The sequence below is a fragment of the Odoribacter sp. N54.MGS-14 genome (genome assembly GCF_000980295.1).
In the GTDB taxonomy this organism is placed as follows: Bacteria; Bacteroidota; Bacteroidia; order Bacteroidales; family Marinifilaceae; genus Odoribacter; species Odoribacter splanchnicus.
Map to the genome: position 1 here is coordinate 1 of NZ_LARL01000049.1, position 24,519 is coordinate 24,519.

General features: G+C 46.3%; 22 protein-coding genes. 16 read left to right on the plus strand and 6 right to left on the minus strand.

The features are described from left to right. Positions 1 to 61: 61 nt before the first annotated feature. Entirely contained in the window at positions 62 to 649 is a 588-nt protein-coding gene (locus tag WS42_RS10105) for a SanA/YdcF family protein (protein WP_286728472.1), read from the minus strand. 1,238 nt (positions 650 to 1,887) lie between these two features. Between WS42_RS10105 and ilvD the strand changes: the two genes are divergently transcribed. The 13 genes from ilvD to ung all read left to right on the plus strand — a co-directional run bounded on the left by ilvD (position 1,888) and on the right by ung (position 18,500). Then, positions 1,888 to 3,699, plus strand: a complete 1,812-nt coding sequence (ilvD, locus tag WS42_RS10115; protein WP_022159572.1) for a dihydroxy-acid dehydratase — start codon at positions 1,888 to 1,890, stop codon at positions 3,697 to 3,699. Positions 3,700 to 3,733: 34 nt separating this feature from the next. Next, complete coding sequence (gene ilvB, locus WS42_RS10120; RefSeq protein ID WP_022159573.1) at positions 3,734 to 5,470, plus strand: biosynthetic-type acetolactate synthase large subunit; 1,737 nt, start codon at positions 3,734 to 3,736, stop codon at positions 5,468 to 5,470. A 128-nt stretch (positions 5,471 to 5,598) separates the two neighbouring features. After that, entirely contained in the window at positions 5,599 to 6,120 is a 522-nt protein-coding gene (ilvN, locus tag WS42_RS10125; protein WP_022159574.1) for an acetolactate synthase small subunit, read from the plus strand. A gap of 50 nt (positions 6,121 to 6,170) precedes the next feature. Then, positions 6,171 to 7,217 carry a ketol-acid reductoisomerase gene (gene ilvC / locus WS42_RS10130; protein WP_013613068.1) on the plus strand — a complete coding sequence of 349 codons (1,047 nt, stop codon included), beginning with the start codon at positions 6,171 to 6,173 and terminating at the stop codon, positions 7,215 to 7,217. Positions 7,218 to 7,416: 199 nt separating this feature from the next. Then, positions 7,417 to 8,913, plus strand: a complete 1,497-nt coding sequence (locus WS42_RS10135) for a 2-isopropylmalate synthase (RefSeq protein WP_046451068.1) — start codon at positions 7,417 to 7,419, stop codon at positions 8,911 to 8,913. A 24-nt stretch (positions 8,914 to 8,937) separates the two neighbouring features. Further along, the gene (gene leuC, locus WS42_RS10140; RefSeq protein WP_046451069.1) at positions 8,938 to 10,377 is read left to right on the plus strand and encodes a 3-isopropylmalate dehydratase large subunit; all 1,440 of its coding nucleotides are present in this window, start codon (positions 8,938 to 8,940) and stop codon (positions 10,375 to 10,377) included. Between the two features lie 61 nt (positions 10,378 to 10,438). After that, positions 10,439 to 11,026: a 3-isopropylmalate dehydratase small subunit gene (gene leuD, locus WS42_RS10145; RefSeq protein WP_013613065.1), complete on the plus strand. Its 588-nt coding sequence runs from the start codon at positions 10,439 to 10,441 to the stop codon at positions 11,024 to 11,026. 75 nt (positions 11,027 to 11,101) lie between these two features. Beyond that, on the plus strand, positions 11,102 to 12,166 hold the full coding sequence (gene leuB, locus WS42_RS10150) for a 3-isopropylmalate dehydrogenase (protein WP_046451070.1): 1,065 nt from the start codon (positions 11,102 to 11,104) through the stop codon (positions 12,164 to 12,166). A 31-nt stretch (positions 12,167 to 12,197) separates the two neighbouring features. Further along, positions 12,198 to 13,457, plus strand: coding sequence for a threonine ammonia-lyase (gene ilvA / locus WS42_RS10155; RefSeq protein WP_022159578.1), 1,260 nt, complete (start codon positions 12,198 to 12,200; stop codon positions 13,455 to 13,457). Between the two features lie 313 nt (positions 13,458 to 13,770). Next, on the plus strand, positions 13,771 to 15,129 hold the full coding sequence (locus WS42_RS10160) for a WG repeat-containing protein (RefSeq protein WP_046451071.1): 1,359 nt from the start codon (positions 13,771 to 13,773) through the stop codon (positions 15,127 to 15,129). Between the two features lie 98 nt (positions 15,130 to 15,227). Next, complete coding sequence (gene cysS / locus WS42_RS10165; RefSeq protein ID WP_046451072.1) at positions 15,228 to 16,706, plus strand: cysteine--tRNA ligase; 1,479 nt, start codon at positions 15,228 to 15,230, stop codon at positions 16,704 to 16,706. Between the two features lie 104 nt (positions 16,707 to 16,810). After that, positions 16,811 to 17,845 carry a glutaminyl-peptide cyclotransferase gene (locus WS42_RS10170; RefSeq protein ID WP_229053242.1) on the plus strand — a complete coding sequence of 345 codons (1,035 nt, stop codon included), beginning with the start codon at positions 16,811 to 16,813 and terminating at the stop codon, positions 17,843 to 17,845. Next, positions 17,835 to 18,500 carry a uracil-DNA glycosylase gene (gene ung / locus WS42_RS10175; protein ID WP_013613058.1) on the plus strand — a complete coding sequence of 222 codons (666 nt, stop codon included), beginning with the start codon at positions 17,835 to 17,837 and terminating at the stop codon, positions 18,498 to 18,500. The genes WS42_RS10170 and ung overlap by 11 nt, the downstream gene beginning before the upstream one ends. A 482-nt stretch (positions 18,501 to 18,982) precedes the next feature. On the opposite strand, the gene WS42_RS10180 is transcribed toward ung, so the two are convergent. Genes WS42_RS10180 through WS42_RS10195 form a run of 5 tightly spaced genes read right to left on the minus strand, consistent with a single transcriptional unit; the run spans position 18,983 to position 22,499 of the window. Then, entirely contained in the window at positions 18,983 to 19,516 is a 534-nt protein-coding gene (locus tag WS42_RS10180; RefSeq protein ID WP_286728473.1) for a BF3164 family lipoprotein, read from the minus strand. Positions 19,517 to 19,552: 36 nt separating this feature from the next. After that, positions 19,553 to 20,578 carry a BF3164 family lipoprotein gene (locus tag WS42_RS10185; protein WP_046451074.1) on the minus strand — a complete coding sequence of 342 codons (1,026 nt, stop codon included), beginning with the start codon at positions 20,576 to 20,578 and terminating at the stop codon, positions 19,553 to 19,555. A gap of 7 nt (positions 20,579 to 20,585) precedes the next feature. Continuing rightward, positions 20,586 to 21,104 carry a response regulator transcription factor gene (locus WS42_RS10190; protein WP_022159584.1) on the minus strand — a complete coding sequence of 173 codons (519 nt, stop codon included), beginning with the start codon at positions 21,102 to 21,104 and terminating at the stop codon, positions 20,586 to 20,588. A 2-nt stretch (positions 21,105 to 21,106) separates the two neighbouring features. After that, positions 21,107 to 21,271, minus strand: coding sequence for a PleD family two-component system response regulator (locus tag WS42_RS15515; protein ID WP_022159585.1), 165 nt, complete (start codon positions 21,269 to 21,271; stop codon positions 21,107 to 21,109). 1 nt (position 21,272) lies between these two features. Further along, on the minus strand, positions 21,273 to 22,499 hold the full coding sequence (locus WS42_RS10195) for a sensor histidine kinase (RefSeq protein WP_162613258.1): 1,227 nt from the start codon (positions 22,497 to 22,499) through the stop codon (positions 21,273 to 21,275). 193 nt (positions 22,500 to 22,692) lie between these two features. Between WS42_RS10195 and WS42_RS10200 the strand changes: the two genes are divergently transcribed. From WS42_RS10200 to WS42_RS10210, 3 genes are all read left to right on the plus strand, one after another. Then, positions 22,693 to 22,938, plus strand: a complete 246-nt coding sequence (locus WS42_RS10200) for an SH3 domain-containing protein (protein WP_022159587.1) — start codon at positions 22,693 to 22,695, stop codon at positions 22,936 to 22,938. Between the two features lie 6 nt (positions 22,939 to 22,944). Then, complete coding sequence (locus tag WS42_RS10205; RefSeq protein ID WP_022159588.1) at positions 22,945 to 24,015, plus strand: BF3164 family lipoprotein; 1,071 nt, start codon at positions 22,945 to 22,947, stop codon at positions 24,013 to 24,015. Between the two features lie 84 nt (positions 24,016 to 24,099). Then, a complete protein-coding gene (locus WS42_RS10210; protein ID WP_286728474.1) occupies positions 24,100 to 24,447 on the plus strand; it encodes a DUF1573 domain-containing protein in 348 nt (115 codons plus the stop codon). Positions 24,448 to 24,519: the final 72 nt, after the last annotated feature.

Below are 24,519 nucleotides of genomic sequence, written 5' to 3' on the forward strand. Positions count from 1 at the left end.
AAAAAAACTTTTGCGTACCCCAAAATAAGGGCATGAAAAGATACAAAATATTGTTTATCAATCAATTATAAAATGAACATTTTTTGAGTGACGAAGTCAGGAAACCGACGGCTTCGATTCCATTCCGCCCGGCAATATACAGGGCTCTCTCGTTATGAAACCGTTGGGAGATGATAGTAAACCGATCCTGTCCGAACACTTTTTTAGCCCTGATCACCGAATCGAGTGTACGTATCCCGGCAAAATCCATTACGATCACGCTATCCGGGATTCCATGGGCGATCAACGCTTTCCGCATCTCAACCGGTTCGTTATAATTCATGCAGCGATTATCTCCACTGACCAATATCCGGCTGATCTTACCGGCCTGAAAGAGTTCCACAGCAGCCGTGATCCGGTAATTGAAATAAAGATTCGGCCGACCACCCCGCAACTTCGGAGAAGTTCCCAACAACACCCCCACCCGATTTTCGGGAATTGTTTCTATCTGATCATACAAACAACTTTCAGTACTATGAATGATAATCCGATTACACAACAGAATCGTTCCCAACAATAAGATAAGCCCCAATAATAAAAAGCGGACACAATATTTTATCCATTTCCTGCCTGTCTGTCTTTTTCTCCATATCAATATATATTTTTGCATACTCTGTCACTCACTTAGTATGAAATAACAAATATAAATAAAGAATTCATCTCATCAAATAGCCGAAGAATTTATACCAACTATCACTCAAAAGAGAATTAATTCGTAATTATAAAAATAATCAAAAAAACATGTATAAATTTTGATGTTTATACACATGTTTCCCCTAAATGTAGGTTTATTTTTTCTTTCTATTCCGATTCCGGGTTTTGTGCCGTCAGACCGGTTCGCCTGGAACGGTCCGCTAAGGCTTTCCTTCACTGACCGGCGGAACTCCTCACTGCGTTCGTCAGACACCACCGGTCGGGCGTTCGGAAAACCTAACCGGACCCTCGTTCCCGCTCCAATGGTCTTCCGCCATAAAACCCTGCATCTAACGGCAGAGCTAACCGGCAAAGAAAATACAACCGGAAATTTGCAGTAGCAGGAAGCCAGACCGTCCGGATTATTTCCAGGTAGAATGTTATTTCTCAAATCAAGACCGGTCTGCAATTCAGTGATAACGTTAGGCGGAGGTGATCGGGATTGGAGACCATTGGAGCTCTGGCGAGTGTCGTCTTACTTTTTCTGAACGCCCGACCGGTGGTGTCTGACGAACGTAGTGAGGAGTTCCGCCGGTCAGTGATAGAAAAAGCCAGACGACCGACAGAAGCAACCGGGTCACCAATTCCGATCACCGAAGACGAATAAGTAACGAACTACCTTTATAAGTGTAAATATGTATATAACTGCCAAAATGCAAACGAAACTCTTTTTATTACAACATCAATAACTATTATCTACTGATACACAAACGTTTCCATTTGTATAAAATTATACATTTTGAACTTTCTATGTAAAAAACAGAAAAAACATTTGGAATTTAAAAAAATTCGTCGCTATCTTTGTTGCATAAAAATGATAAAAACATGAAGCGTTTATCCCTACATCTCCTGAATATTATTATTCTCGTGGTCCTTAGCCACGGAACGGAGAGGGGTATATAAACGAAAATCGAACCGAAATATAAATTGATCATATGCCTTTCTCCCAAACGAGAAAGGCTTTTTTTTTTAACAGACAGAAAAATGAACAAAACAATGTATCGCCATATTATCGTCATTAACATTCTACTCGTGGTCCTGCAAAGATAACGAGAGAAGGGTGACGCGTATATACACACTATTTGTAGAAGCCTTTCTCTCGCCGGGAGAAAGGCTTCTTCGCATTTAAGAACTTACTGCACAAAATAAAAGAAAATGAGAAATAACCTTAGAAGCGCTGTTACAATGACAGGCCGTCGGATGGCCGGAGCCAGAAGTTTGTGGAGAGCCAATGGTATGAAAGACGAACAATTCGGGATGCCCGTCATCGGCATCGTCAACTCGTTCACCCAGTTTGTACCGGGTCATACCCACCTGCACGAAATCGGACAATACGTAAAGACCTTAATAGAAGAACGCGGATGCTTCGCAGCCGAATTCAATACCATAGCCATCGACGACGGAATCGCCATGGGCCACGACGGGATGTTATACTCGCTTCCTTCGCGGGAAATCATCGCCGACAGTGTGGAATACATGGCCAACGCCCATCAGGTAGACGCTTTGTTTTGTATCAGTAATTGTGACAAAATCACTCCGGGCATGCTGATGGCTGCTATGCGTCTGAATATTCCGACGATTTTTGTATCCGGAGGCCCGATGGAAGCCGGTAATTTCGACGGCAAGGGAATAGATCTGATCGACGCCATGGTCATGAGTGCAGACAGCCGTTGCAGCGATGCAGATATCGAGAAAATCGAGCGTTGGGCCTGCCCCGGATGCGGTTCGTGTTCGGGCATGTTTACAGCCAACTCCATGAACTGTCTCAACGAAGCGTTGGGATTGGCGCTTCCCGGCAACGGTACCATTGTAGCCACCCACACTAACCGGCGGCGTTTGTTTGAAAAAGCTGCTTCATTAATCGTACAAATGGCCGGACGGTATTATTTCGAAGGGGACGATTCGGTATTACCCCGTAACATAGCGACCAAAGCTGCTTTCGAGAATGCCATGTCACTGGACATCGCCATGGGAGGATCGACCAATACCGTACTCCACCTGCTGGCCATCGCCCACGAAGCCGGAGTAGACTTCACCATGCAGGATATCGACCGCCTGTCGAGAAAAGTACCGGTACTATGCAAGGTCGCTCCCAACTCTCACTTTCACATCCAGGATGTAAACCGGGCAGGAGGTATCCTGTCTATCCTCGGGGAATTGGCGGAAGCCGGTTTGATCGATACCACGGTCAACCGTGTCGGATACAAAAATCTGGCAGAATGCCTCTCGAAATACAACCTGAAAAGCCCGAAGCTCACTCAAAAGGCGCAAAAATTCTATCTCAGTGCACCCGGCGGCAAATTCAGCCGGGAACTGGGTTCTCAAAGTAAAACCTATGCCCGCTTCGATACCGACCGTCGGATGGGATGTATCCGGGATGTAAACCATGCTTATTTCAAAGACGGGGGACTGGCTGTCCTGACCGGGAACATCGCCCGCAACGGATGTATCGTAAAAACAGCCGGAGTAGATGAATCACTGTTCGTATTCCGGGGACGTGCCAAAGTATTCGAATCGCAGGAACAAGCCATGAACGGTATTCTGAACGATGAAGTAAAAGCCGGAGATGTCGTCGTCATCCGTTATGAAGGGCCTAAAGGCGGACCGGGCATGCAAGAAATGCTTTACCCCACTTCTTATCTGAAATCCAAACATCTGGACAAAGCCTGTGCCCTGATCACCGACGGACGATTTTCAGGAGGGACTTCGGGTTTATCCATCGGTCACATCTCACCTGAAGCAGCTGCCGGAGGAGCTTTAGCCATCGTCCGGGACGGCGATCTGATCGAAATAGACATTCCGGCACGGACCATCAACCTGTTACTGAGTGATCCCGATATTGCCGCCCGGTTAGCCGCTCAAAAAAACTTCGAACCGGCCGGACGCAAACGTACGGTACCCAAATCCCTGCAGGCTTACGCCCGGTTCGTCAGTTCAGCCGACCAGGGTGCCGTCCGCATTCTATAACCCATAAGTTTTTACTTTTTATCTCTTTTTTCGTATGAACACTACTACACAATCTATCTATATGGAAAAGCAAGTAACAAAGACAACTTGTTTTTCGGGCTCGAAAGCGGTAATCGAAACCCTTCTACGTGAAGGAGTGGATACCGTCTTCGGGTATCCCGGAGGAACAATCATGCCGGTATACGATGCGTTATACGACTATCGGAACCGTCTCAACCACATCCTCGTACGTCATGAACAGGGGGCATTACATGCCGCCCAGGGCTATGCCCGGGTAAGCGGACGTCCCGGTGTCTGTATCGTCACTTCGGGTCCCGGAGCTACCAATACGGTAACAGGCCTTGCCGACGCGATGATGGATTCGACTCCTGTCGTTCTGATCAGCGGACAGGTAGGTTCCGGTTTCCTGGGCACCGATGCTTTTCAGGAAACCAACTTCGTAGGGATCACCCAGGCTGTAACCAAATGGAACTGCCAGGTACGGCATGCCGCCGATATCCCTGCAGCCATCGCCAAGGCATTCTATATCGCCCGCACGGGACGTCCCGGACCCGTCGTGGTAGATATTACCAAAGATGCCCAGCAAGAAATGGCCGAATATCATTATGAAAAGGTCAGCTTCATCCGGAGTTATTGCCCGTCTCCGGCCATCGATAAAGAAAAAATTGCAGAAGCGGCCAAATTGATCAATCTGTCCCGTAAACCGTTGGCTTTAATCGGCCAGGGCGTCATCCTCGGCGGGGCAGAAAAAGAACTACGTGTTTTCCTGGAAAAAAGCGGTATCCCTGCAGCTTCCACTTTATTGGGACTGTCGGCCATTCCTTCCGATCATCCCCAATTCGTCGGTATGTTGGGTATGCATGGGAATTATGCCCCCAATATAAAAAACAAAGAATGCGATTTACTGATCGCGATAGGCATGCGTTTCGACGACCGGGTGACCGGAAATCCCGAACAATTCGGCATCAACGCCAAGATCATCCACCTGGAAATCGACCCTGCCGAAGTGAATAAAATCATATATGCCGACGTACCTGTCCTGGGAAATGTCAAAGAGACTTTACCCGCCCTGACAGAATTAGTGGTCCCCAACCGGCATACCGACTGGATAGCGGAATTCAAAGCCTGTTACAACATCGAATATCAGGAAATCATAGAACCGGCGCTCTACCCCACGAGCAAGCAAATCCGTATGGGAGAAGTAGTCGACCTGGTATCGAAAGCCTATCACCACGACGCGATTCTGGTCACCGATGTCGGGCAACAGCAGATGGTAGCTTCCCGTTATTTCCGCTTCAAACATACGCGGAGTATCGTCACTTCGGGTGGATTAGGCACCATGGGATTCGGCCTTCCGGCAGCTATCGGAGCAAAAATCGGAGCCCCCCAAAGAGAGGTTTGCCTGTTTGTCGGTGACGGTGGTTTTCAAATGAACCTGCAAGAACTCGGTACCATCTTTCAATCCCGGGTACCGGTGAAGATTATCCTGCTGAACAATAGCTTTCTGGGTATGGTGCGCCAATGGCAGGAGCTCTTTTTCGACAAGCGGTACTCATTTACCGAAATGACTAACCCTGACTTCGGGGCAATCGCCCAAGGAAACGGTATCGCCTACCGGTGCGTGGAAAAACGGGACGAACTGGAAACAGCCATCCATGCCATGAAGGAACATCCCGGAGCCTTTCTGCTGGAGGTTCGGGTTGAACCGGAAGAGAATGTATTTCCGATGGTTCCTGCCGGTGCAGCTGTGGGGGATGTGAGATTGGAATAAAGAAAAAAGTTGAAAGCTAAAGGCTATAGGCTGGAGGCCAGGAGGTAGAGGAGGGGGAGGAGGGGGAGAAAGGGAGAAAGGGAGAGAAAAAGAGATTATCGATAATAATAAAATAGAAAAATGATGCGATGAATAAAGAATATATCATAACGGTCTTTTCAGAAAACAAAGTAGGATTGCTAAGCCAGATCACGACGGTATTCACTTGCCGGGATATCAATATCGAAAGCCTGACGACTTCGGAATCGTCTATCCCGGGCATTCACAAATTTACCATAGTCGTCATCACCGATCCCGAAAAGATAGAGAAACTGGTCAAGCAGATCGAAAAGAAAATCGATGTACTGAAAGCCTTTGTTTTCACCCCGGATGAAGTGGTACAACAGGAAATCGCACTTTACAAAGTCACCCGGAGCAACAGTGTCGAAAAATTGGTACGCGACCACCATGTACGGATACTGGAAATCTGTGACGATTATATCGTACTGGAAAAGACCGGACACAAAGAGGATACCCAGTCTCTGTTCGAATTACTACAACCCCATGGGGTACAGCAATTCGTCCGGTCGGGCCAAATTGCGATCATCAAATCAAAACGCGAACTATTGAATGAATATTTACAGAAACGGGAAAATACGACGAAAGCGTAAACAACCCGGATCAAGGACAAAATAACACTAACAATTAAATCATTATTATTATGGCACAAATTAATTTCGGAGGAGTAAAAGAAAACGTAGTAACCAGAGAAGAATTTCCATTGGCAAAAGCGCTCGAGGTATTGAAAAACGAAACCATTGCTGTTATAGGATACGGTGTACAAGGTCCCGGTCAGGCCCTGAACCTGAAAGACAACGGTTTCAACGTAATCGTAGGTCAGCGCCGGGGAAGTAAAACCTGGGATAAAGCCGTAGCCGACGGCTGGATACCCGGCGAAACCCTGTTCGACATCGAAGAAGCCGCCCGTAGAGGAACGATCATACAATATTTACTATCGGATGCAGGTCAGATCGCCGTATGGCCGACTATTCAAAAACACCTGACTCCCGGCAAAGCCCTCTATTTCTCACATGGTTTCGGCATCACCTATAAAGATCGCACAGGCATCATCCCGCCGGCCGATGTCGATGTCATCCTGATCGCTCCGAAAGGCTCGGGTACTTCATTGCGGAGAATGTTCTTACAGGGACGGGGATTAAATTCCAGTTATGCCATCTTCCAGGATGCCACCGGCAAAGCTTGGGACCGGGTTATCGCTTTAGGAATCGGAGTAGGCTCGGGTTATCTGTTCGAGACCACCTTTCAGCGGGAAGTATATTCCGACCTGACAGGAGAACGGGGTACTCTGATGGGAGCGATCCAGGGCATTTTTGCAGCCCAGTACGACACTTTACGCGAACACGGCCACACCCCTTCGGAAGCCTTCAACGAAACCGTCGAGGAACTGACCCAAAGTCTGATGCCTTTAATTGCAGAAAACGGTATGGACTGGATGTATGCCAACTGCTCGACGACAGCACAACGGGGAGCACTCGATTGGTGGAAGAAATTCCGGGATGCCGCCAAACCGGTATTCGACGAATTGTACGGCCAGGTATCTTGTGGCAACGAAGCCCAACGTTCGATCGATTCCAACAGCCGGCCCGACTATCGTGAAAAACTGGAAAAAGAACTTCAGACCATGCGCGAATCCGAGATGTGGCAAGCCGGTGCCGTCGTTCGGAAACTGAGACCGGAAAACAATTAAAGCGAAAAGGCTAGAAGCAAAAAGCTAGAAGCGAAAAGTAAAAAGTGAAAGGAGATCGGCGAAAAAGCAAAAGATGAAAAGCGCCCCAATAACCTTCACTAATCCCTTTCCCTTTTTTACCTACTCCCGCTTCCACCTTATAACTTATAGCTTTTAGCCTAATAGCCTTTTCGCCTCTAACCTTTTACCTCATCACCTCATGCGTGAAAAAGTATATATATTCGATACCACCCTTCGGGATGCAGAGCAAGTTCCGGGGTGTCAGCTGAATACAATCGAAAAGATAGAAGTTGCCAGGCAGTTCGAGAAACTGGGTGTAGACATCATCGAAGCCGGTTTCCCCATCTCGAGTCCCGGGGATTTCAATTCCGTTGTAGAGATTTCTAAAGCAGTAACCGTTCCAACCATCTGTGCTCTGACCCGGGCTGTAAAAAAAGACATCGAAGTGGCTGCCGAAGCATTGAAATTTGCCAAACGGGGACGTATCCATACCGGAATCGGTACCTCCTGGTATCATATCCACGAAAAATTGAATTCCACTCCCGACGAAATCGTCGGGAGAGCGGTAGAGGCCGTAAAATATGCCCGTCGATTTGTCGATGATGTCGAATTTTACGCCGAAGATGCAGGCCGTACAGAAGAAGAATACCTGGCCCGGGTAGTAGAAGCAGTGATCAAAGCCGGCGCCACCGTCGTCAATATCCCCGACACCACGGGGTATTGTCTGCCGAACGAGTACGGAGCAAAGATCGCCTATCTGATGAATCATGTCCCCAACATCGACAAAGCCATTATTTCCACTCATTGCCACAACGATCTGGGCATGGCCACTGCCAACACTTTAGCCGCCGTACAAAACGGAGCACGGCAGGTCGAAGTGACGATCAACGGCCTCGGCGAACGGGCCGGTAACACCGCCCTCGAAGAAATCGTGATGGCGATTGCCTGTCACAAAAATCTGGATTTCAATATCGGTATCAACACCAGGCAAATCATCGCTACCAGCCAGCTGGTATCCAGTTTGATGCGGGTGCCGGTACAACCCAACAAAGCCATCGTCGGCCGTAATGCTTTCGCCCATTCGTCGGGCATCCACCAGGACGGTGTACTGAAAAGCCGGGAGACCTATGAAATCATCGCCCCGGAAGACGTAGGGGTCGATCAGTCCAGTATCGTCCTCACCGCCCGTAGTGGCCGTGCAGCACTGAAACATCATTTGAAAGCCATCGGTTATACTCCCGACAATGACGAACTCGACGCCATCTACCAGCGCTTTCTGGAATTAGCCGATAAGAAAAAAGACATTACCACCCGCGACCTGGAAGTACTTGCCGGTAGTGAAGCTTCGCGCAAACACCGCGACATGAAACTGGTGGGGTTGCAGGTTGTATGCGGCTCGACTTCCATACCGACAGCAACTGTGCAAATCAGCTTCGGGGGAGATATTTTCACCGAAACAGCCAGCGGTAACGGCCCGGTCGATGCAGCCATCAATGCTGTAAAAAGCATCACCAAACGACGGGTACATCTGGAAGAATACCTGGTACAGGCCATCACCCGGGGAAGCGACGACCTGGGTAAAGTACACGTACAAGTCTCCCACAAAGGCAAAATGTACCACGGTTTCGGCGCCAACACAGACATTGTCACCGCATCGGTCGAGTCGTTCCTGGATGCGATAGCTAAAATAAGTTAGTACCCCAAAGTCAAAATACACCTTATGAAAACTTTATTCGATAAAATCTGGGATGCCCATACGGTCGACACCATCGCCGGAGGTTCATGTGTGCTCTATATCGACCGGCAATACATTCACGAAGTAACGAGTCCACAAGCTTTCGAAGGGCTTCATTCGCGCGGCGCGAAAGTATTCCGTCCGGCTCAGGTCACAGCCAGCCCCGATCACAATATACCCACACAAAATCAACATCTGCCGGTACAGGATCTGCAATCCGCCCGGCAACTGTCGATGCTCGAAAATAACTGTACCGAACACGGTATCACGATTTTCAAAGTCGGTACCCCCAAAAACGGAATTATCCATGTGGTGGGTCCCGAAACAGGTCTGACCCAACCGGGAATGACCATCGTCTGTGGAGACAGCCATACTTCCACCCACGGAGCTATGGGCTGCGTGGCGTTCGGCATCGGAACCAGCGAGGTAGAAATGGTATTAGCCTCCCAATGTGTATTGCAATCCAAACCCAAGACCATGCGGATCAATGTCGAAGGACAATTGAATCCCGGAGTTTGTTCGAAAGATATCATTTTATATCTCATTTCGAAACTAGGTACCGGCGGCGGCACCGGACATTTCATCGAATTTGCCGGATCGGCTATCCGCTCGCTATCGATGGAAGCCCGGATGACGATCTGTAATATGAGCATCGAAATGGGAGCCCGTGGCGGGATGATCGCTCCGGACGAAACGACCTTTGCCTACCTGAAAGGCAGGGAATATGCGCCCCAAGGAACCGAATGGGACAAATCTGTCGCACAATGGAAGCAGCTATACAGTGATCCCGACGCCATCTTCGACAAAGAAGTCACATTCGATGCTGCCGACATCTACCCTATGATCACCTACGGCACCAACCCCGGCATGGGAATCGCCCTCACCCACTCTATCCCTGAAGTCTCCGAAATCGAAGAGACTTCCCGGCCTTCCTTCTTAAAAGCTCTGGAATACATGGACTTCAAACCGGGCGAAAAGCTACTAGGCAAACCGGTCGACTATGTTTTTGTCGGCAGTTGTACCAATGGACGGATCGAAGATCTGCGGGTATTCGCCGACTATGTGAAAGGCAAGCAAAAAGCAGCAGGCGTAACAGCCTGGATCGTTCCGGGCAGCAAACAGGTAGAAAAACAAGCCATCGACGAAGGGATCAGGGATACACTCGAGGCTGCAGGCTTCGAATTACGGCAACCGGGATGCTCCGCCTGCCTGGCAATGAACGACGACAAAATTCCGGCAGGGAAATATTGTGTCTCCACCTCCAATCGTAATTTTGAAGGCCGGCAAGGACCGGGAGCCCGCACTCTACTGGCAGGCCCACTCGTCGCTGCTGCCTGTGCTATCCACGGCATAATCACCGTCCCCGACTCACTCCAACTCAGCAACCCAGTAACTCAGCAACTCAACAACTCAACAACTCAGTAACTCAGCAACTCAGTAACTCAGCAACTCAGTAACTCAGCAACTCAGTAACTCTTTTCAACTCATGATAAACCAATTCACAACCCTAACATCCACAGCGATACCACTGAAAATCGAAAATGTAGACACCGACCAGATCATTCCGGCCCGTTTTTTGAAAGCGACCACCCGGGAAGGGTTCGGCAAACAATTGTTTTTCGACTGGCGGTATGATGCTCAGGGAAACCCGAAAACAGATTTCGTCCTGAACTCCCCCGACTATACCGGAGAAATTTTAATTGCAGGGAAAAATTTCGGCTGTGGTTCCAGCCGTGAACATGCGGCCTGGGCCATTTATGGAGCAGGTTTCAAAGTAGTCATTTCCAGTTTTTTCGCCGATATTTTCCGCAACAATGCCCTGAACAACGGATTACTTCCTGTACAGGTGAGCGAATCGTTTCTGGCAAAGCTATTCCAGGTCGTCCGGTCAGCTCCTTCGACCACCGTCAGTATCGATCTGGAACGGCAGACCGTCACCTTGACAGCCACAGGAGAGCAAGAACTTTTCGAAATTTCTCCCTACAAAAAAGAGTGTTTGTTGAAGGGATACGATGATGTCGACTATCTGATGAGCATACACCATAAGATCGAAGCATTTGAAAAGACCCGTTAAAACGATCGGCGAGCCTTCGGTTCTGACAAAGCCAGTGCAAGAGTCGCCTTATGAACCTTACAAACTCATTTCATCATGGATTTAAAAATAGCAGTATTACCCGGTGACGGCATCGGACCGGAAATCATAGAACAGGCCATCAAAGCCATCGATGCCACTTGCAAAAAATACGGTCATACCGTCGGCTATACCTACGGATCAGTAGGGGCAACAGCCATCGACAAGACCGGGAATCCTTATCCGGAAGAAACTCACCGGATTTGTATGCAATCGGATGCCGTATTGTTCGGAGCGATCGGGGATCCCCGTTTCGACAACAATCCCCAAGCCAAAGTCCGTCCGGAACAAGGATTGCTGGAAATGCGCAAAAAATTAGGATTATATGCCAACCTCCGTCCGGTCAGTACTTTCAAATCCCTTGTTCACCGCTCTCCTCTGCGACAAGAACTCGTAGAAGGGGCCGATTTCATCTGTATCCGGGAACTCACCGGCGGCATTTATTTCGGGCGGCCCCAGGGACGTTCAGAAGACGGGCAAACCGCTTTCGACAGTTGTGTATACACCAAAGCCGAAATCAAACGGATTTGCCGATTAGGTTTCGAATACGCCATGAAGCGCCGCAACAAACTGACAGTTGTCGATAAAGCCAATGTCCTGGCAACCTCCCGGCTATGGCGCGAAACCGTACAAGAGATGGCTCCGGCTTATCCTCAGGTAAATGTCGAATACATGTTTGTCGACAATGCGGCGATGAAACTCATCCAGCAACCCAAACATTTCGACGTCATCGTTACAGAAAACATGTTCGGCGATATCCTCACCGACGAAGCCAGTGTCATCACAGGCTCATTAGGCTTGCTGCCTTCCGCTTCTATCGGTATCCACACCTCGCTGTTCGAACCGATCCACGGTTCCTATCCTCAGGCCGCCGGCAAAAATGTGGCCAATCCTCTGGCAACCATTTTATCCGCCGCTATGATGTTCGAATATGCCTTCAACCTGAAAGCAGCCGGAGCAAGCATCCGCCAGGCAGTCGATCGTTCGATCGAAGCCGGTATCGTTACCGAAGATATCGCTGAAGACGGACAGGCCTATCCGACCAGCGAAGTAGGCGATTTTATAGCAAAGAACATCGGGTAAATGAAAAAACAGACCAATTAAACCGAACAATATGAGTGATCCTTATTTTCCTTCTTTGAAGGATATCATGACGGCGGAGCATACGCTCAACGACATCCTGGTCCCGACACCCCTCATGAAAAACAGAAATCTATCCGATAAATACGAAGCCAATATCTTTCTGAAACGGGAAGATCTTCAAATGGTGAGATCGTATAAAATCCGGGGAGCTTATAATAAAATCAAATCCCTGACTCCTGAAGAGATGGAGAAAGGAGTGGTTTGTGCCAGTGCCGGCAATCATGCCCAAGGCGTAGCCTTCTCCTGCAGCAAACTCGGTATCCAGGGAAAAATCTATATGCCCGTTACTACTCCCAGGCAAAAGATCAACCAGGTAAAAATGTTCGGGGGTAAATCCATTGAAGTCGTCCTGACGGGAGATACTTTCGATCAGGCCAATACAGCAGCAATCGAAGCCTGTAAAAAAAACGATATGGTATTTATCCCTCCCTTCAACGATCCCCGGATCATCGAGGGGCAGGCAACCGTCGGTTTAGAAATCATTCAGGAAGCCCGGATGAAGCTCGATTATATCTTTGTACCGATCGGTGGTGGCGGACTGGCTTCCGGTATCGGTAGTTTCTATAAGCAAATGAGCCCGAAGACCAAGATCATCGGAGTCGAACCGGCCGGTGCCGCCGGAATGAAAAAATCGTTCGAATGCGGAGAGGTAACCGAACTGAACGAAGTAGATAAATTTGTCGACGGGGCAGCCGTACAACGGGTAGGAGAGCTCACTTACGCTATCTGCAAGAAAGTATTGGACGATATCGTCGTCGTGCCCGAAGGCAAAATTTGTACGACGATCCTGGATCTTTACAACTTCGACGCTATTGTAGTAGAGCCGGCAGGAGCTCTGAGTATGAGTGCTCTCGACTTTTACAAAAATGAAATTAAAGGAAAAAACGTCGTTTGTGTGGTCAGCGGCAGCAACAACGACATCACCCGCATGGAAGACATCAAGGAGCGCTCTTTATTATATGAAGGCCTGAAACATTACTTCGTCGTCCGTTTTCCGCAAAGAGCCGGCGCACTCCAGAGTTTTGTCAGCAACGTCCTGGGCCCCCACGACGACATCACCTATTTCGAATACAAGAAGAAGACAAACCGCGAAAAAGGTCCTGCCCTCATCGGCATCGAGATCCAGCATCCCGAAGATTTCCAGGGCCTGCTGGACCGCATGAAATCCGAAGGTATCCTCTACGAATATCTCAACGACAATCCGAACCTATTCGAATTCCTGATCGGATAATCTGTCGCCGGGTAAGGGGTCCCAAAAGTCTTTTTGAAACCGATCTGATCGGCGAATTTTTTCCCAATCCTATTTCAATACATGAAAAACCGGTTTCATTTCCTTGCTTCAAAAAGAAGTAAAAGAACTGAAGGAATACATCGAAGAATAACACAGCATCCGGGAAGGAGACGGCAGGAAGTGGAAAATCAAAAAAAAAGAAAATCGAGACAACAATAGAATGTAAATAAATGTACAAATTTTTTAATAAGTCGATACATTTCTTTGGGAATTAAGAAATATTTTCTTATTATTGAAGTCTAAAAACAAACTTATGAAACTGATTTCTACCCTCATTTTTCTATTGTGTGTAACTTTTGCATTTGCAGAATGCTACGACAATCATTTCGACGAGTGCCGGATCGAACGGCAAAACGGGAAATACGGCATCGTGATCGACAAACAGCTGGCCATACCGTACGAGTACGACGAAATCGTACCTCAACACAACTGTTTTTTCAAAGTCAGGAAAGGCCGGAAATATGGTATCATCAGCTATTTTTATGAAAAGCACAAACGGGATGGCCGGTTACCGAAAGAGATTGGCCGGCCGATTGCCTTAAAAAAAGGGTATGCCTGGCTTTACCTCTCCCTTGCTTGTGAATACGATAAGATCGAGGAATATGAAAACCAGTTTCTTCAAATCAGCCGCGACGACCGGAAAGGAATTGTCAATTATTACGGGACTGTGATCCTGCCCTGCCGTTTCGAAAAAATAGAATTATCGAATAATTATTTTTGGGTATCGTCGGAGGGGTTGTACGGTATTTACAACCGGTACGGTTCGACAATTATCCCCTGCCGCTATGAACAGATCGAACTCACCGACCGTTGTTTTTATGTCTGCCGGGACCGGCTCAAAGGGGTTTACAACCGCTATGGAAGTGTTATTATCCCTTGCCAATTCAGCCAGATCGAATGCAAAGACAATGCTTATTATGTGACAAAAGGCAAATATCAGGGCATATACAACCTGTACGGTTCGGTAATCATTCCTACCCAATACACTTCGATATACAAAGAAGGGGGGAAATACCTGGTTGAAAACGACAGTCTGAAAGGGATAGTCAATGCCTATGGAAGTACCGTTATCCCCTGCAAATACAACACGATAGAATACGAAGACGGAGTTTATTATGTGTCGGCAGGCGGGAAATACGGAATTTACAACACTTACGGCTCGACGATACTTCCCTGCCGATACAGTTCTATCCGGAAAGAAGGGAGACAATATCTGGTGGAGAATAACGGTCTTCAGGGCATCGTCAACACCTATGGAAGTACGATTATTCCTTGCCGCTACAACAAAATACAACAGGAAGGGAATATTTATTACGTCACGGCAAACGGTAAAAAGGGCATATTCAACCGGTACGGCTCGACCATTATTCCCTGCCAGTATGACGAGATCATTTCTTTAGGCCATCGTTATATCGTCAAACGGGACAAGAAGTTCGGGGTATACAACCAATATGGCTCTACCATACTGCCTTGTCAGTTTCAGAAAATCGAATGCCTGAATAACGGGCATTATGTCACCACCCGTGACAAAAGCCAACAGGTGTATAATGCCTATGGGGCGCTATTGGAAAACCGTACGAATATGAAGGTAGTCTTCTCGACCGAAGACTGATTTTTTACCGGTTAGATTTGATTTTTGCGTGTTAAGTCGGTATCGTATTGACTTATTTATTATTTTTGTTTTCGTTTTAAACTAAATGGATATAGAAAATGAAAAATCGACTGGTCCTATATAATACTTTATCGCGCAAGAAAGAACAGTTCGAACCGATCAATCCTCCTTTTGTCGGGTTGTACGTTTGCGGGCCCACCGTCTACGGGGATGCCCATTTGGGACATGCCCGTCCGGCCATTACTTTCGACCTGTTGTTCCGGTATCTGAAATATCTGGGCTACAAAGTGCGTTATGTGCGTAACATCACCGATGTCGGCCATCTTACCGACGACAGTGACGACGGCGAAGACAAAATCGAGAAGAAAGCGAAGCTCGACCGGTTGGAACCGATGGAAATCGTTCAGTTTTATACCAACCGCTACCATCACAATATGGAGCAATTGAACACCCTTCCGCCCAGTATAGAGCCTCATGCTTCGGGCCATATCATCGAGCAGGAAGAATTGGTGAAAAAAATCCTGGACAACGGATTCGCTTACGAGAGCGACGGAAGTATTTATTTCGATGTCGAGGCTTACAACAAAAAATACAGCTATGGGAAACTATCCGGCCGCCGGGTGGAAGAGTTATTTGCCAACACCCGTCAGTTAGACGGCCAGGGAGAAAAACGGAATCCGGCCGATTTCGCCCTATGGAAAAAAGCTACTCCGGAACATATCATGCGCTGGCCTTCTCCGTGGAGTAACGGTTTTCCGGGTTGGCACCTGGAATGTTCGTGCATGAGCCAGAAGTATCTGGGCGACCGTTTCGATATCCATGGCGGCGGGCTGGACCTGCAGTTTCCCCACCACGAATGTGAGATTGCCCAAAGTACGGCTGCCTACGGACACGAAGCCGTGAAATATTGGATGCACAACAATATGGTCACTATCAAGGGACAGAAAATGGGCAAATCGCTGGGGAATTTCATCACCCTGGACCAACTCTTTTCGGGAGAAAACGATGTGCTCGAGCAAGCCTATTCCCCGATGACCGTCCGTTTCTTTATCCTGCAGGCCCACTACCGGAGTCCGCTGGATTTCTCGAACGAGGCCCTGAAAGCCGCCCAAAAGGGATATGAACGCCTGATGGCAGCGGTCCGGGCACTGGACAAAGTGAAAGCTTCGGCCGGTAATACGGTAGATGTGGATGCACTGACCACCCAATGTGAAGAAGCGATCGATGACGACCTCAACACACCGGTCCTGATCTCCCACTTGTTCGACGGAGTACGGATGATCAATTCACTGGTGGCAGGAAACGAGAAGATAGATGCCGGTAATCTGGCTAAATTGAAAAAACTGTATCAGGATTATGTATTCGATATCCTGGGGCTGAAGGCCGAAAGCGAATCGGTGAGCCAGGATCACGAAGTGCTGGGGAAAATATTGGATATGGTGATGTCTATCCGTACAGAAGCCAAGCAAAAGAAAGACTGGGCCACTTCCGACAAGATCAGGGACGAACTGAAAGCAGCCGGAGTCGCCATTAAGGATACCAAAGAGGGATATGAATGGGAACTGGTAGAAAATTGAACAGATACGAACAGCGGATGACCTGTTTTTTTTACATATTATGTGCCTTTTTCATCTGTTCCTGCGGAGGGAATAAAACGGCGAACAAAGAAAAAAAAACTCCTTTGGCTGCAGAACTTCCGAAAGACGAGGTGAGGTATGTGAAAAGTATTCAACTTACATCGCCCGGGAAAGATAAGATGTATGCTTTCAACGAGGAGATCGTTATCGGTTTTGAAAGCAAGGACCGTTTCCCTGTCGATTCTGCCGCCTTCTATATCGACGGCCAGCAAATCGCAACGGCCGGTAAAGAGGACCGGAGTTTTACTTACCGGATACCTGAAGGTAAAACCGGCAATATGACCATCAAAGTGATGGCGTGGCATCCGGACAACAAACGGGGAATCGCGACAACGACGATCCGGGTGAAACCCGATCAGGCTCCGGCCGCTTATAGCTATGAGGTAGTCCACGTTTTTCCTCACGATCCGAAAGCCTATACACAAGGTTTGATCTATCAGGACGGTTTTATATACGAGGGAACGGGGCAATATGGCGAATCGTCTATTCGTAAAACAGACATGCAAACCGGTAAAACTCTATCGGTCTTAAATATCGACAGTCAGTTATTCGGAGAAGGGATCACGATATATGAAGATAAAATTTACCAGATCACCTGGCGGTCACGCAAAGGTTTCATTTACGATCTGAAAACTTTTACCCTGGAATCGACCTTCAATTATAATTCCGAAGGTTGGGGGATTACTACGGCCGGAGACCACCTGATCATGAGCGACGGCAGCAACAAGCTTTATCATATCGCTCCGTCGACGTTCAATATACTGAAAGAAGTAGAAGTATACGATCATAACGGTCCGGTAGACCAACTGAACGAACTGGAATACGTAGACGGTATGATCTGGGCGAATGTGTGGCTGACCGACCGGATTGTCGTCATCGATCCGGAAACCGGCATTGTCCGGGGCGAGCTGAACCTGCCCGGACTCTTGCCTGCCGCCGATAAAGCCCGGCTAGACGACAAAGACGATGTGCTGAACGGTATCGCGTGGAATGCCGGGAAAGGAACTTTTTATGTCACCGGGAAACGGTGGCCGAAACTATTTGAAATCAAGGTAAAACTTATTCCATATGGACGTTAAAATTGAAGAATCCTGGAAAGCACTGCTTCAGGAAGAATTTGACAAACCGTATTTTGCTGAACTGATCGCTTTTGTAAAAAACGAATACGCCCAAACCCGGATTTTCCCTCCCGGCAAACTGATATTCAATGCATTCAACCATTGTACGGTAGACAATACGAAAGTCGTTATCCTCGGCCAGGATCCTTACCACGGTCCCGGACAGGCGCACGGCCTTTGTTTTTCCGTGCCCGAAGGTATCGAGCAACCGCCTTCCCTGCAAAATATATTTAAAGAAATACACGATGACCTGGGTACTCCTGTTCCCCGTTCGGGCAACCTGGAACGCTGGTCGGACCAGGGGGTACTGCTGCTCAATGCAACGCTTACCGTACGGGCCCACCAAGCCGGTTCGCACCAGAACAAAGGCTGGGAAACTTTCACCGATGCCGTTATCCGCAAGATCGCAGAAAAGAAAGAACACCTGGTATTCCTGTTGTGGGGATCCTATGCCCAACGCAAAGGCGCATTTATCGATACCGACCGGCACCTGGTGCTTAAATGCGTACACCCCTCCCCGCTTTCTGCCAACCGGGGCGGATGGTTCGGCAATCACCAGTTCAGCCGCACAAACCAATATCTACGGGAACATGGGTTGAAGGAAATCGAATGGTAGAGTAAGAGGCAAATATTCACAGCTCAATTGACGCTCCCTCTGCCTGAATTTTATCAACTTGTTTCCGATGTTGCTTAGCTATAAATTTAGTTATTTTCTTTTAGTTTTTGAAATAATAAGGCTTCGATACGTGGATTAAATAGGGGATTCCCTGCCAAAATGACTTTATTATTTTCATCTAAAAGAAAGGTGTGTAATACTTTGTTTGTTGGAATATGCGGATTGTATTGTGGAAATACTATCTTTTGAGATTGTAATTGAAATCATTCCTGTTTCAGTTTAACTGTACGAGAACAAGAAGTGATTGTTATCGTACATAATAGTAAATAACAAAAATGCTTTACCATAGTTATGATTGAATAGGTTGGCTATAAATCAAAATTCCCTAAATGATATTCATACTCATCATCCCGATAAATGACATAACCTGTCTTTAAACTTTCATCGATTATAATATCCATAATATTGACTCCCAAATCATATTATTTAATGGGTAGCCCCTGCCAATCGAATACAGAAAGTTTTTCGATCCGGGTCTCAAGATCCTTTGTTCCGTTTAATGCTATATATATGTAATTATCCGTGGCATATACTGTCCTCCATCCTCTGATACTTTCCTGCCAAAGTGGAAACCCGTCTGCTTTATAAGTTGGTTCATAAATATAACTTGTATTCGAATGTGTGATCTTATTTTGCTGTATATTGAAAAACTCCAGAATGGCACCGCAATGCGTAAAATTCAGGAATTTTGTTCCATCCGGCTTTATGAGGACAGCTGAACAATAGAAATAGTAATTTTCCAATACTTTTTCCGGGGTAATCTGGGTGGTGATTGGAGAATAGTGAGTACAGGAATCAATCAGGTTCAGGTTTTTATCGTATAAAGCAAAACGACTATATGCATTATAAGTTGTTAAATAATGATCGGGGTCTAATCTAAAGAAAGCAGTACTGGATAAGGGTTGTCGCAACCTTTTTTCTGCAATGTTTACTTTCCCCCAGGGAAGTGAGTCCAATTGAAAAATAGTTATTCTGCAGAGATAAAAATAGATTTAAATTTCAAATTTATACCGGTATAATTCCTCGTTACCTTTTAATCCGTATATATAACGATGTTTTTCATCCACTGCAAAATAAATAATATTGTCGGGAATCCGGATTTTAGCTATAGGTGCTCCTTCCCAATTGAATACGTGAATTTCAGTCTCTCCTTCCGCATGAGAAAATAAATTATCTTTCTTATTAACATAAAGCGCGTAGATATATTCCGAAGAAACTTGTAATGACGAATAATACAGAATAAAATCTGATTCCGGCAAGTGGGCTGTCTCAAAAATATCGATGGGAGGTTGATAAGACAAAGAAAAATTGGTTTTCATATCACTGGAAAATACATTTATTTGATTAAAAAACAACATATTGCCAGCAAACAAATCTTTCTCCGGATGCCTGGTTATTCCCATGCTCAATAAAGGAACAGGAATCGATTTCGGGATATAGGATTTCAAAAATTCATATTCCTGGATCGTTTGGCCGGTATGTTGATTTTGTACGGAAAGACAGATATTACCGGGAACATATTTTTGTAAAAGCACCATGGAGTCGTTCACTTGAAAATAACTACAATCTGAAGTAATCCGGAAAATGGTATCACATACAGTCCGGCCAATCCGGAGAGACTGGGTAATATTTAATAATGCCCGTTTTTGTAAAGCACCATCCGAGATCCATAGGACCAGATTGTCATCTTTAAAAAAATAATCCTGGGAAAATTGCACAGATAGAAACTCATCAGGGCCTCTGCCCTGAGAAAGGAATTTTCCCAGATATTGCCAATTGTCAGTCGAATACATTTCGAAAAAATCATTATAACCACTCGCTTTAAAGGCAAACAAAAGGGTATCTATAACCATAAGATCGTTTATCCCTATAATTTCCAGATCTATCTTTTCACTTTCGGCAATTTGCGTGACCGGAAAGTCATAAATAATCGTATTATTTCCTGTAGATACGTTCGTATTGCCGTTATGACAAGAAGTAAAAATCAGGAATGCGACAAATAAAAAAAAGGTTTTCATAGACAAATCAAATATGTATATCCTCCTCCGTTTTCAGCCAATATCCATTACCTTTATCCAGTATAATTTTAACCTGATTTTCCCTCATCAGTAATTTTCTCAATTTCCGGATCACTTTATTCAACTGTGATTCGTAATTATAAGCCGTACTATTCCAACCGGCCAGTAAAAGGACTTCCCTGGGCGACAACCTATTTTTATTCTTGCACAGTATGGCAAATACCTTACTTTCGAGCATGGTCAATTTCTGCCGTTGTTCCCCAATACACAACTCAGCTTTAGCAAAATCATAAGTGATGTTATCCGTCAAACCGATCACCGAAGAGGCAGTTTTCCCAATCAACCGTTCCACCTGTTCTAATAGAAGAGCCACACTGTAATTCTTTACCAGATAGACCTGTGCTCCCTGACAAAGGCCAATTTTCAAATCCTTCTCCTCTGCCAGCGAACTATAGATCACGACAGGTGTCTGCAAATCGTTTACCCGAATCAACTGCAATACTTCGAGTCCCGATCGTTTCGGCATATTCACATCCAAAACGACAATATCCGGCCGATACTTTTGTACTTCACCAAAGCTTCCTTCCCATCTACCGCCTCAATTACCTCCCAGCCTTTTGCTGTCATTTTCTCCTTCATTTCCAACCTCATCAACCGATCATCTTCTGCACACAATACTTTAATAATCGCCATCTTATTCTGCTTTTATCCGGACTTCAAACCGACTGCCTTTTCCCGGAGCACTTTCCACCCGGATCTCCCCTCCATAAGCATTCACCACTTTCTTAGCAAAAGCCAGTCCTAATCCGAAACCGGTTTTATTCTTTACTTTTTTATCTTTCACCCGGTAAAACTGTCGGAATATCCGTTTCAACACTCTTTCCGGCATCCCGATTCCCCGGTCTGTTACCGTCAGTACCCAATCCCAATTTTCCCGGTAAAAAACAACTTTCACCCAAGGTTCATCTCCACCATATTTAATAGCATTATCGACCAAATTGATCACAAGATAATTAAAATAAACCTGGTCGAGCAAGGGTTTCTCTTCTCCTGTTTCCACCTGAAATTCCAACCTCGCATACGGATACAATATTCTAAACATCTCTGCCACCATCCCGATTTCCTGAACGATATCCACCGAAGCCCGCTCCACCTCCAACCGGCTGTTTTTCAAGGTCACCAACATGGTATCGGTAATCTCTGCCATTTTGCGGATGCGCACTTCCACCATTTTCAGTTTTTCTTCCTGTATCGCCGTCAATTCCCGGTTCTTCCGGTTCACAATTCCTTCTAATGCCGAAGTAACTGCAGCTAAAGGTTTCTTCAATTCATGTTCCAAATGGGCTATCCCCATGGTCTGCACATTTGCGCTTTGCCATGTCAGACGAATCGCTTTCCATAACCATACCAAACACCCGATAAAAGCAAAGAAAAACATCCCCTCCCCCACCAAATGCCAAATCATGGAACGGAAGATCAAAGGCAATTGAAAAACCGCTTCTATCCGGTGCCGGCAACGATAACCGGCTTCAACAGAAACGGTACGTATTTCTCCTTCGCAAACGCCTGTTACTTCCAAAACCTGCCCCACCGAATCCCGCAACAGGATGCCGGACAATCCATTCATACCTGTCTTTTCCAAATTCTTTCGATATAAAGAGTCCAATTGAAAAACATCAAAATTATGTTGCTCATATAAATAATCGTAAAAAACAGCTCTGCCCATTTCCCGAAACTGATCAACAAAAGATAAAGTAATTTCTCTAACCCTACAGCTATCCCCATAAACAAATGTCTTTTTATCTTCTTTTAGTCCGTAGCTGAAAGGAACTTTACGTGTCATCCATTCCTCATCCAAAAATTCCTTAAACGAATCCCCCAGTCGGTCACCGGCTTCCTGCCTGAAGCGATTTATCTCCATTTTCCGGGTTTTATACAACCACCCTCCCTGACCGATCAACACACATATCAATAAACCAATACATAAAAAGAAAACTATCCTGATATTCCCTTTCATCATTTTTGTTTTGTCCGGTACGTTATAGAATGTTGAAACTTTTACAAAGATAAAATTCCCTTGTAAATTTGTTCTATAAATTTAAATAAAAATTAATATGCATAAAAAAAGAATCTTATTGACAGGAACGATAATTATTTTATCTGTTTTATTCCTGAATATCGTATTCTCGGACCGGTCAGCGAAAACCAGTCTGACGTTAGCCAATATCGAAGCGATGGCAGAACAAGAAAGCCCTGACGGCGAAAGAAAGGACCTGTGCCTCCAGGCCGGTTATATATGTGTCGGTATAGATAAAAATGGAATAGATGGAGAACATCACGGATTAATGAGAGGAGAGTAATACGATATGAAAAAGCTATCTTACCTTTTTATCGCCTTATTTATTTCCGCCTGCCAGGCAGAGCCGGATTTTACAGAAGAAGTTACCCCTTTGTTACATACCCGGGCGGGATCGTTGCAATTCGCCCAAACCGATAACCTGAATCTCGACGCCCTGGGGATCGTCCATCCCACCAAAATCGTCCGTAAAGATTCTTTGTATGTCATCCTAACCCCCCAAAGCGCTTATCGCTTTGCCATTTACAATCACCTTAACGGAACCCTGCATCATTTAGTACCGGCGGGAAGCGGCGAAGGCGAAGGGCACTGCTATCTGAACCTCCACCTCAACGGCAATATCGTTTCGGCATTGGATTTCAGCACCGGCCGTCTGGTTGAAATTGATCTCAACCATTGCACCGAAGCAGATTACCGCCCTGTGTTCACCTCCCTCACAGCCCACGGTAAAACGCCGTTAGGAGCTGTCCGGGCCGGTAACCGGATTATTTCCACCGGAATTTACACCTCAGGCCGTTATTGCAGCACAAACCCGGCGGAAAACGAAGATATTTACAGCGTTGCTTACCCGGAATGCGCCCTGCCGTCCTTATCCGACAGCTTGAAAAGTATTTTCTACGCCAGCAATTGCCTGGCCCTTAACCGGACCCAGACCCGTCTCGCCTGTGCCAATATGCAATACGGTTGTCTGGACCTCTGTGCCATCCGGGAAGACCAGCTGATCCGGGTAAACGAAGTACACCTCAACCGGCCCGGAGTAAGTATCCGGCTGCAACGTCCCAAAGGCCGGAAAATATGGTATCCGGTAGCCTACACCGACCATAATCTGTTCGGTTTCTGTGACTTGACCACTTCCGACGATTACATTTTCGCCCTCTATTCCGGACGTACCTACCGGCAATACCGGAATGATGTCGACAAAGGCCGCGTGATTCTGGTATTCGACTGGAACGGCTCACACGTCCGCACCTACCATCTATCGAATAGTTGCTCGTCCATCAGCTACGACCCGGTAACGGATGCAATTTATGCCTTGTCGCACGAAAAGGGGAAATGTGAAATTATTACCTTAAATTTATAAATTGGGTAGATTATAGAATGTTGCTTTTTTCATGAAACAAGAATTCATCTTTAAATTTGTTTTGAAAAATAAATATTCAATACAATGAAGAAATTCAACATTTTGCTCTTCATCACAGTAATAATACTTTTGCTCTTGTCCGGATGGTCTATTTTTCACCAGCCCGGCTACAGTAGTGAAGATCAGTTCGTCACTCCCACAAATATCCATTTTGAAAAGGATACCCTATCGTTAGGCTCAGTCAAATACGGGACAGAACAAAAAGCAGTATTTCGTTTTACAAACACCGGTACAGCTCCGCTATTGATCTACAATGTAGTGCCATCGTGCGACTGCACTGCTGTGAAATGGAAAAAACGCCCCATCAAACCGGGAGAATCAGGAGAGATCCAAACCGTATACAGCCCGAATTCACTCGGTATGTTTAGGTGAGTTCTATCAATTCAATTTATCCTCTTGTATCAGACAGCAGAACTCTTTAACTGCCCAATTTGTGAGTTTTAG

Bases quoted from the DNA above. Each gene is read 5' to 3' on its own strand.
- WS42_RS10135 (WP_046451068.1), top strand. From the start codon at position 7,417: ATGCGTGAAAAAGTATATATATTCGATACCACCCTTCGGGATGCAGAG.
- cysS (WP_046451072.1), top strand. From the start codon at position 15,228: ATGAAAAATCGACTGGTCCTATATAATACTTTATCGCGCAAGAAAGAA.
- WS42_RS10210 (WP_286728474.1), top strand. From the start codon at position 24,100: ATGAAGAAATTCAACATTTTGCTCTTCATCACAGTAATAATACTTTTG.
- WS42_RS15515 (WP_022159585.1), bottom strand. From the start codon at position 21,271: ATGGCGATTATTAAAGTATTGTGTGCAGAAGATGATCGGTTGATGAGG.
- WS42_RS10195 (WP_162613258.1), bottom strand. From the start codon at position 22,499: ATGGAGATAAATCGCTTCAGGCAGGAAGCCGGTGACCGACTGGGGGAT.
- ilvN (WP_022159574.1), top strand. From the start codon at position 5,599: ATGAATAAAGAATATATCATAACGGTCTTTTCAGAAAACAAAGTAGGA.
- WS42_RS10160 (WP_046451071.1), top strand. From the start codon at position 13,771: ATGAAACTGATTTCTACCCTCATTTTTCTATTGTGTGTAACTTTTGCA.
- ilvD (WP_022159572.1), top strand. From the start codon at position 1,888: ATGAGAAATAACCTTAGAAGCGCTGTTACAATGACAGGCCGTCGGATG.
- WS42_RS10190 (WP_022159584.1), bottom strand. From the start codon at position 21,104: ATGCCGAAACGATCGGGACTCGAAGTATTGCAGTTGATTCGGGTAAAC.
- ilvA (WP_022159578.1), top strand. From the start codon at position 12,198: ATGAGTGATCCTTATTTTCCTTCTTTGAAGGATATCATGACGGCGGAG.
- leuB (WP_046451070.1), top strand. From the start codon at position 11,102: ATGGATTTAAAAATAGCAGTATTACCCGGTGACGGCATCGGACCGGAA.
- leuC (WP_046451069.1), top strand. From the start codon at position 8,938: ATGAAAACTTTATTCGATAAAATCTGGGATGCCCATACGGTCGACACC.
- WS42_RS10200 (WP_022159587.1), top strand. From the start codon at position 22,693: ATGCATAAAAAAAGAATCTTATTGACAGGAACGATAATTATTTTATCT.
- leuD (WP_013613065.1), top strand. From the start codon at position 10,439: ATGATAAACCAATTCACAACCCTAACATCCACAGCGATACCACTGAAA.
- ilvB (WP_022159573.1), top strand. From the start codon at position 3,734: ATGAACACTACTACACAATCTATCTATATGGAAAAGCAAGTAACAAAG.
- ilvC (WP_013613068.1), top strand. From the start codon at position 6,171: ATGGCACAAATTAATTTCGGAGGAGTAAAAGAAAACGTAGTAACCAGA.
- WS42_RS10205 (WP_022159588.1), top strand. From the start codon at position 22,945: ATGAAAAAGCTATCTTACCTTTTTATCGCCTTATTTATTTCCGCCTGC.
- WS42_RS10105 (WP_286728472.1), bottom strand. From the start codon at position 649: ATGCAAAAATATATATTGATATGGAGAAAAAGACAGACAGGCAGGAAA.
- ung (WP_013613058.1), top strand. From the start codon at position 17,835: ATGGACGTTAAAATTGAAGAATCCTGGAAAGCACTGCTTCAGGAAGAA.
- WS42_RS10185 (WP_046451074.1), bottom strand. From the start codon at position 20,578: ATGAAAACCTTTTTTTTATTTGTCGCATTCCTGATTTTTACTTCTTGT.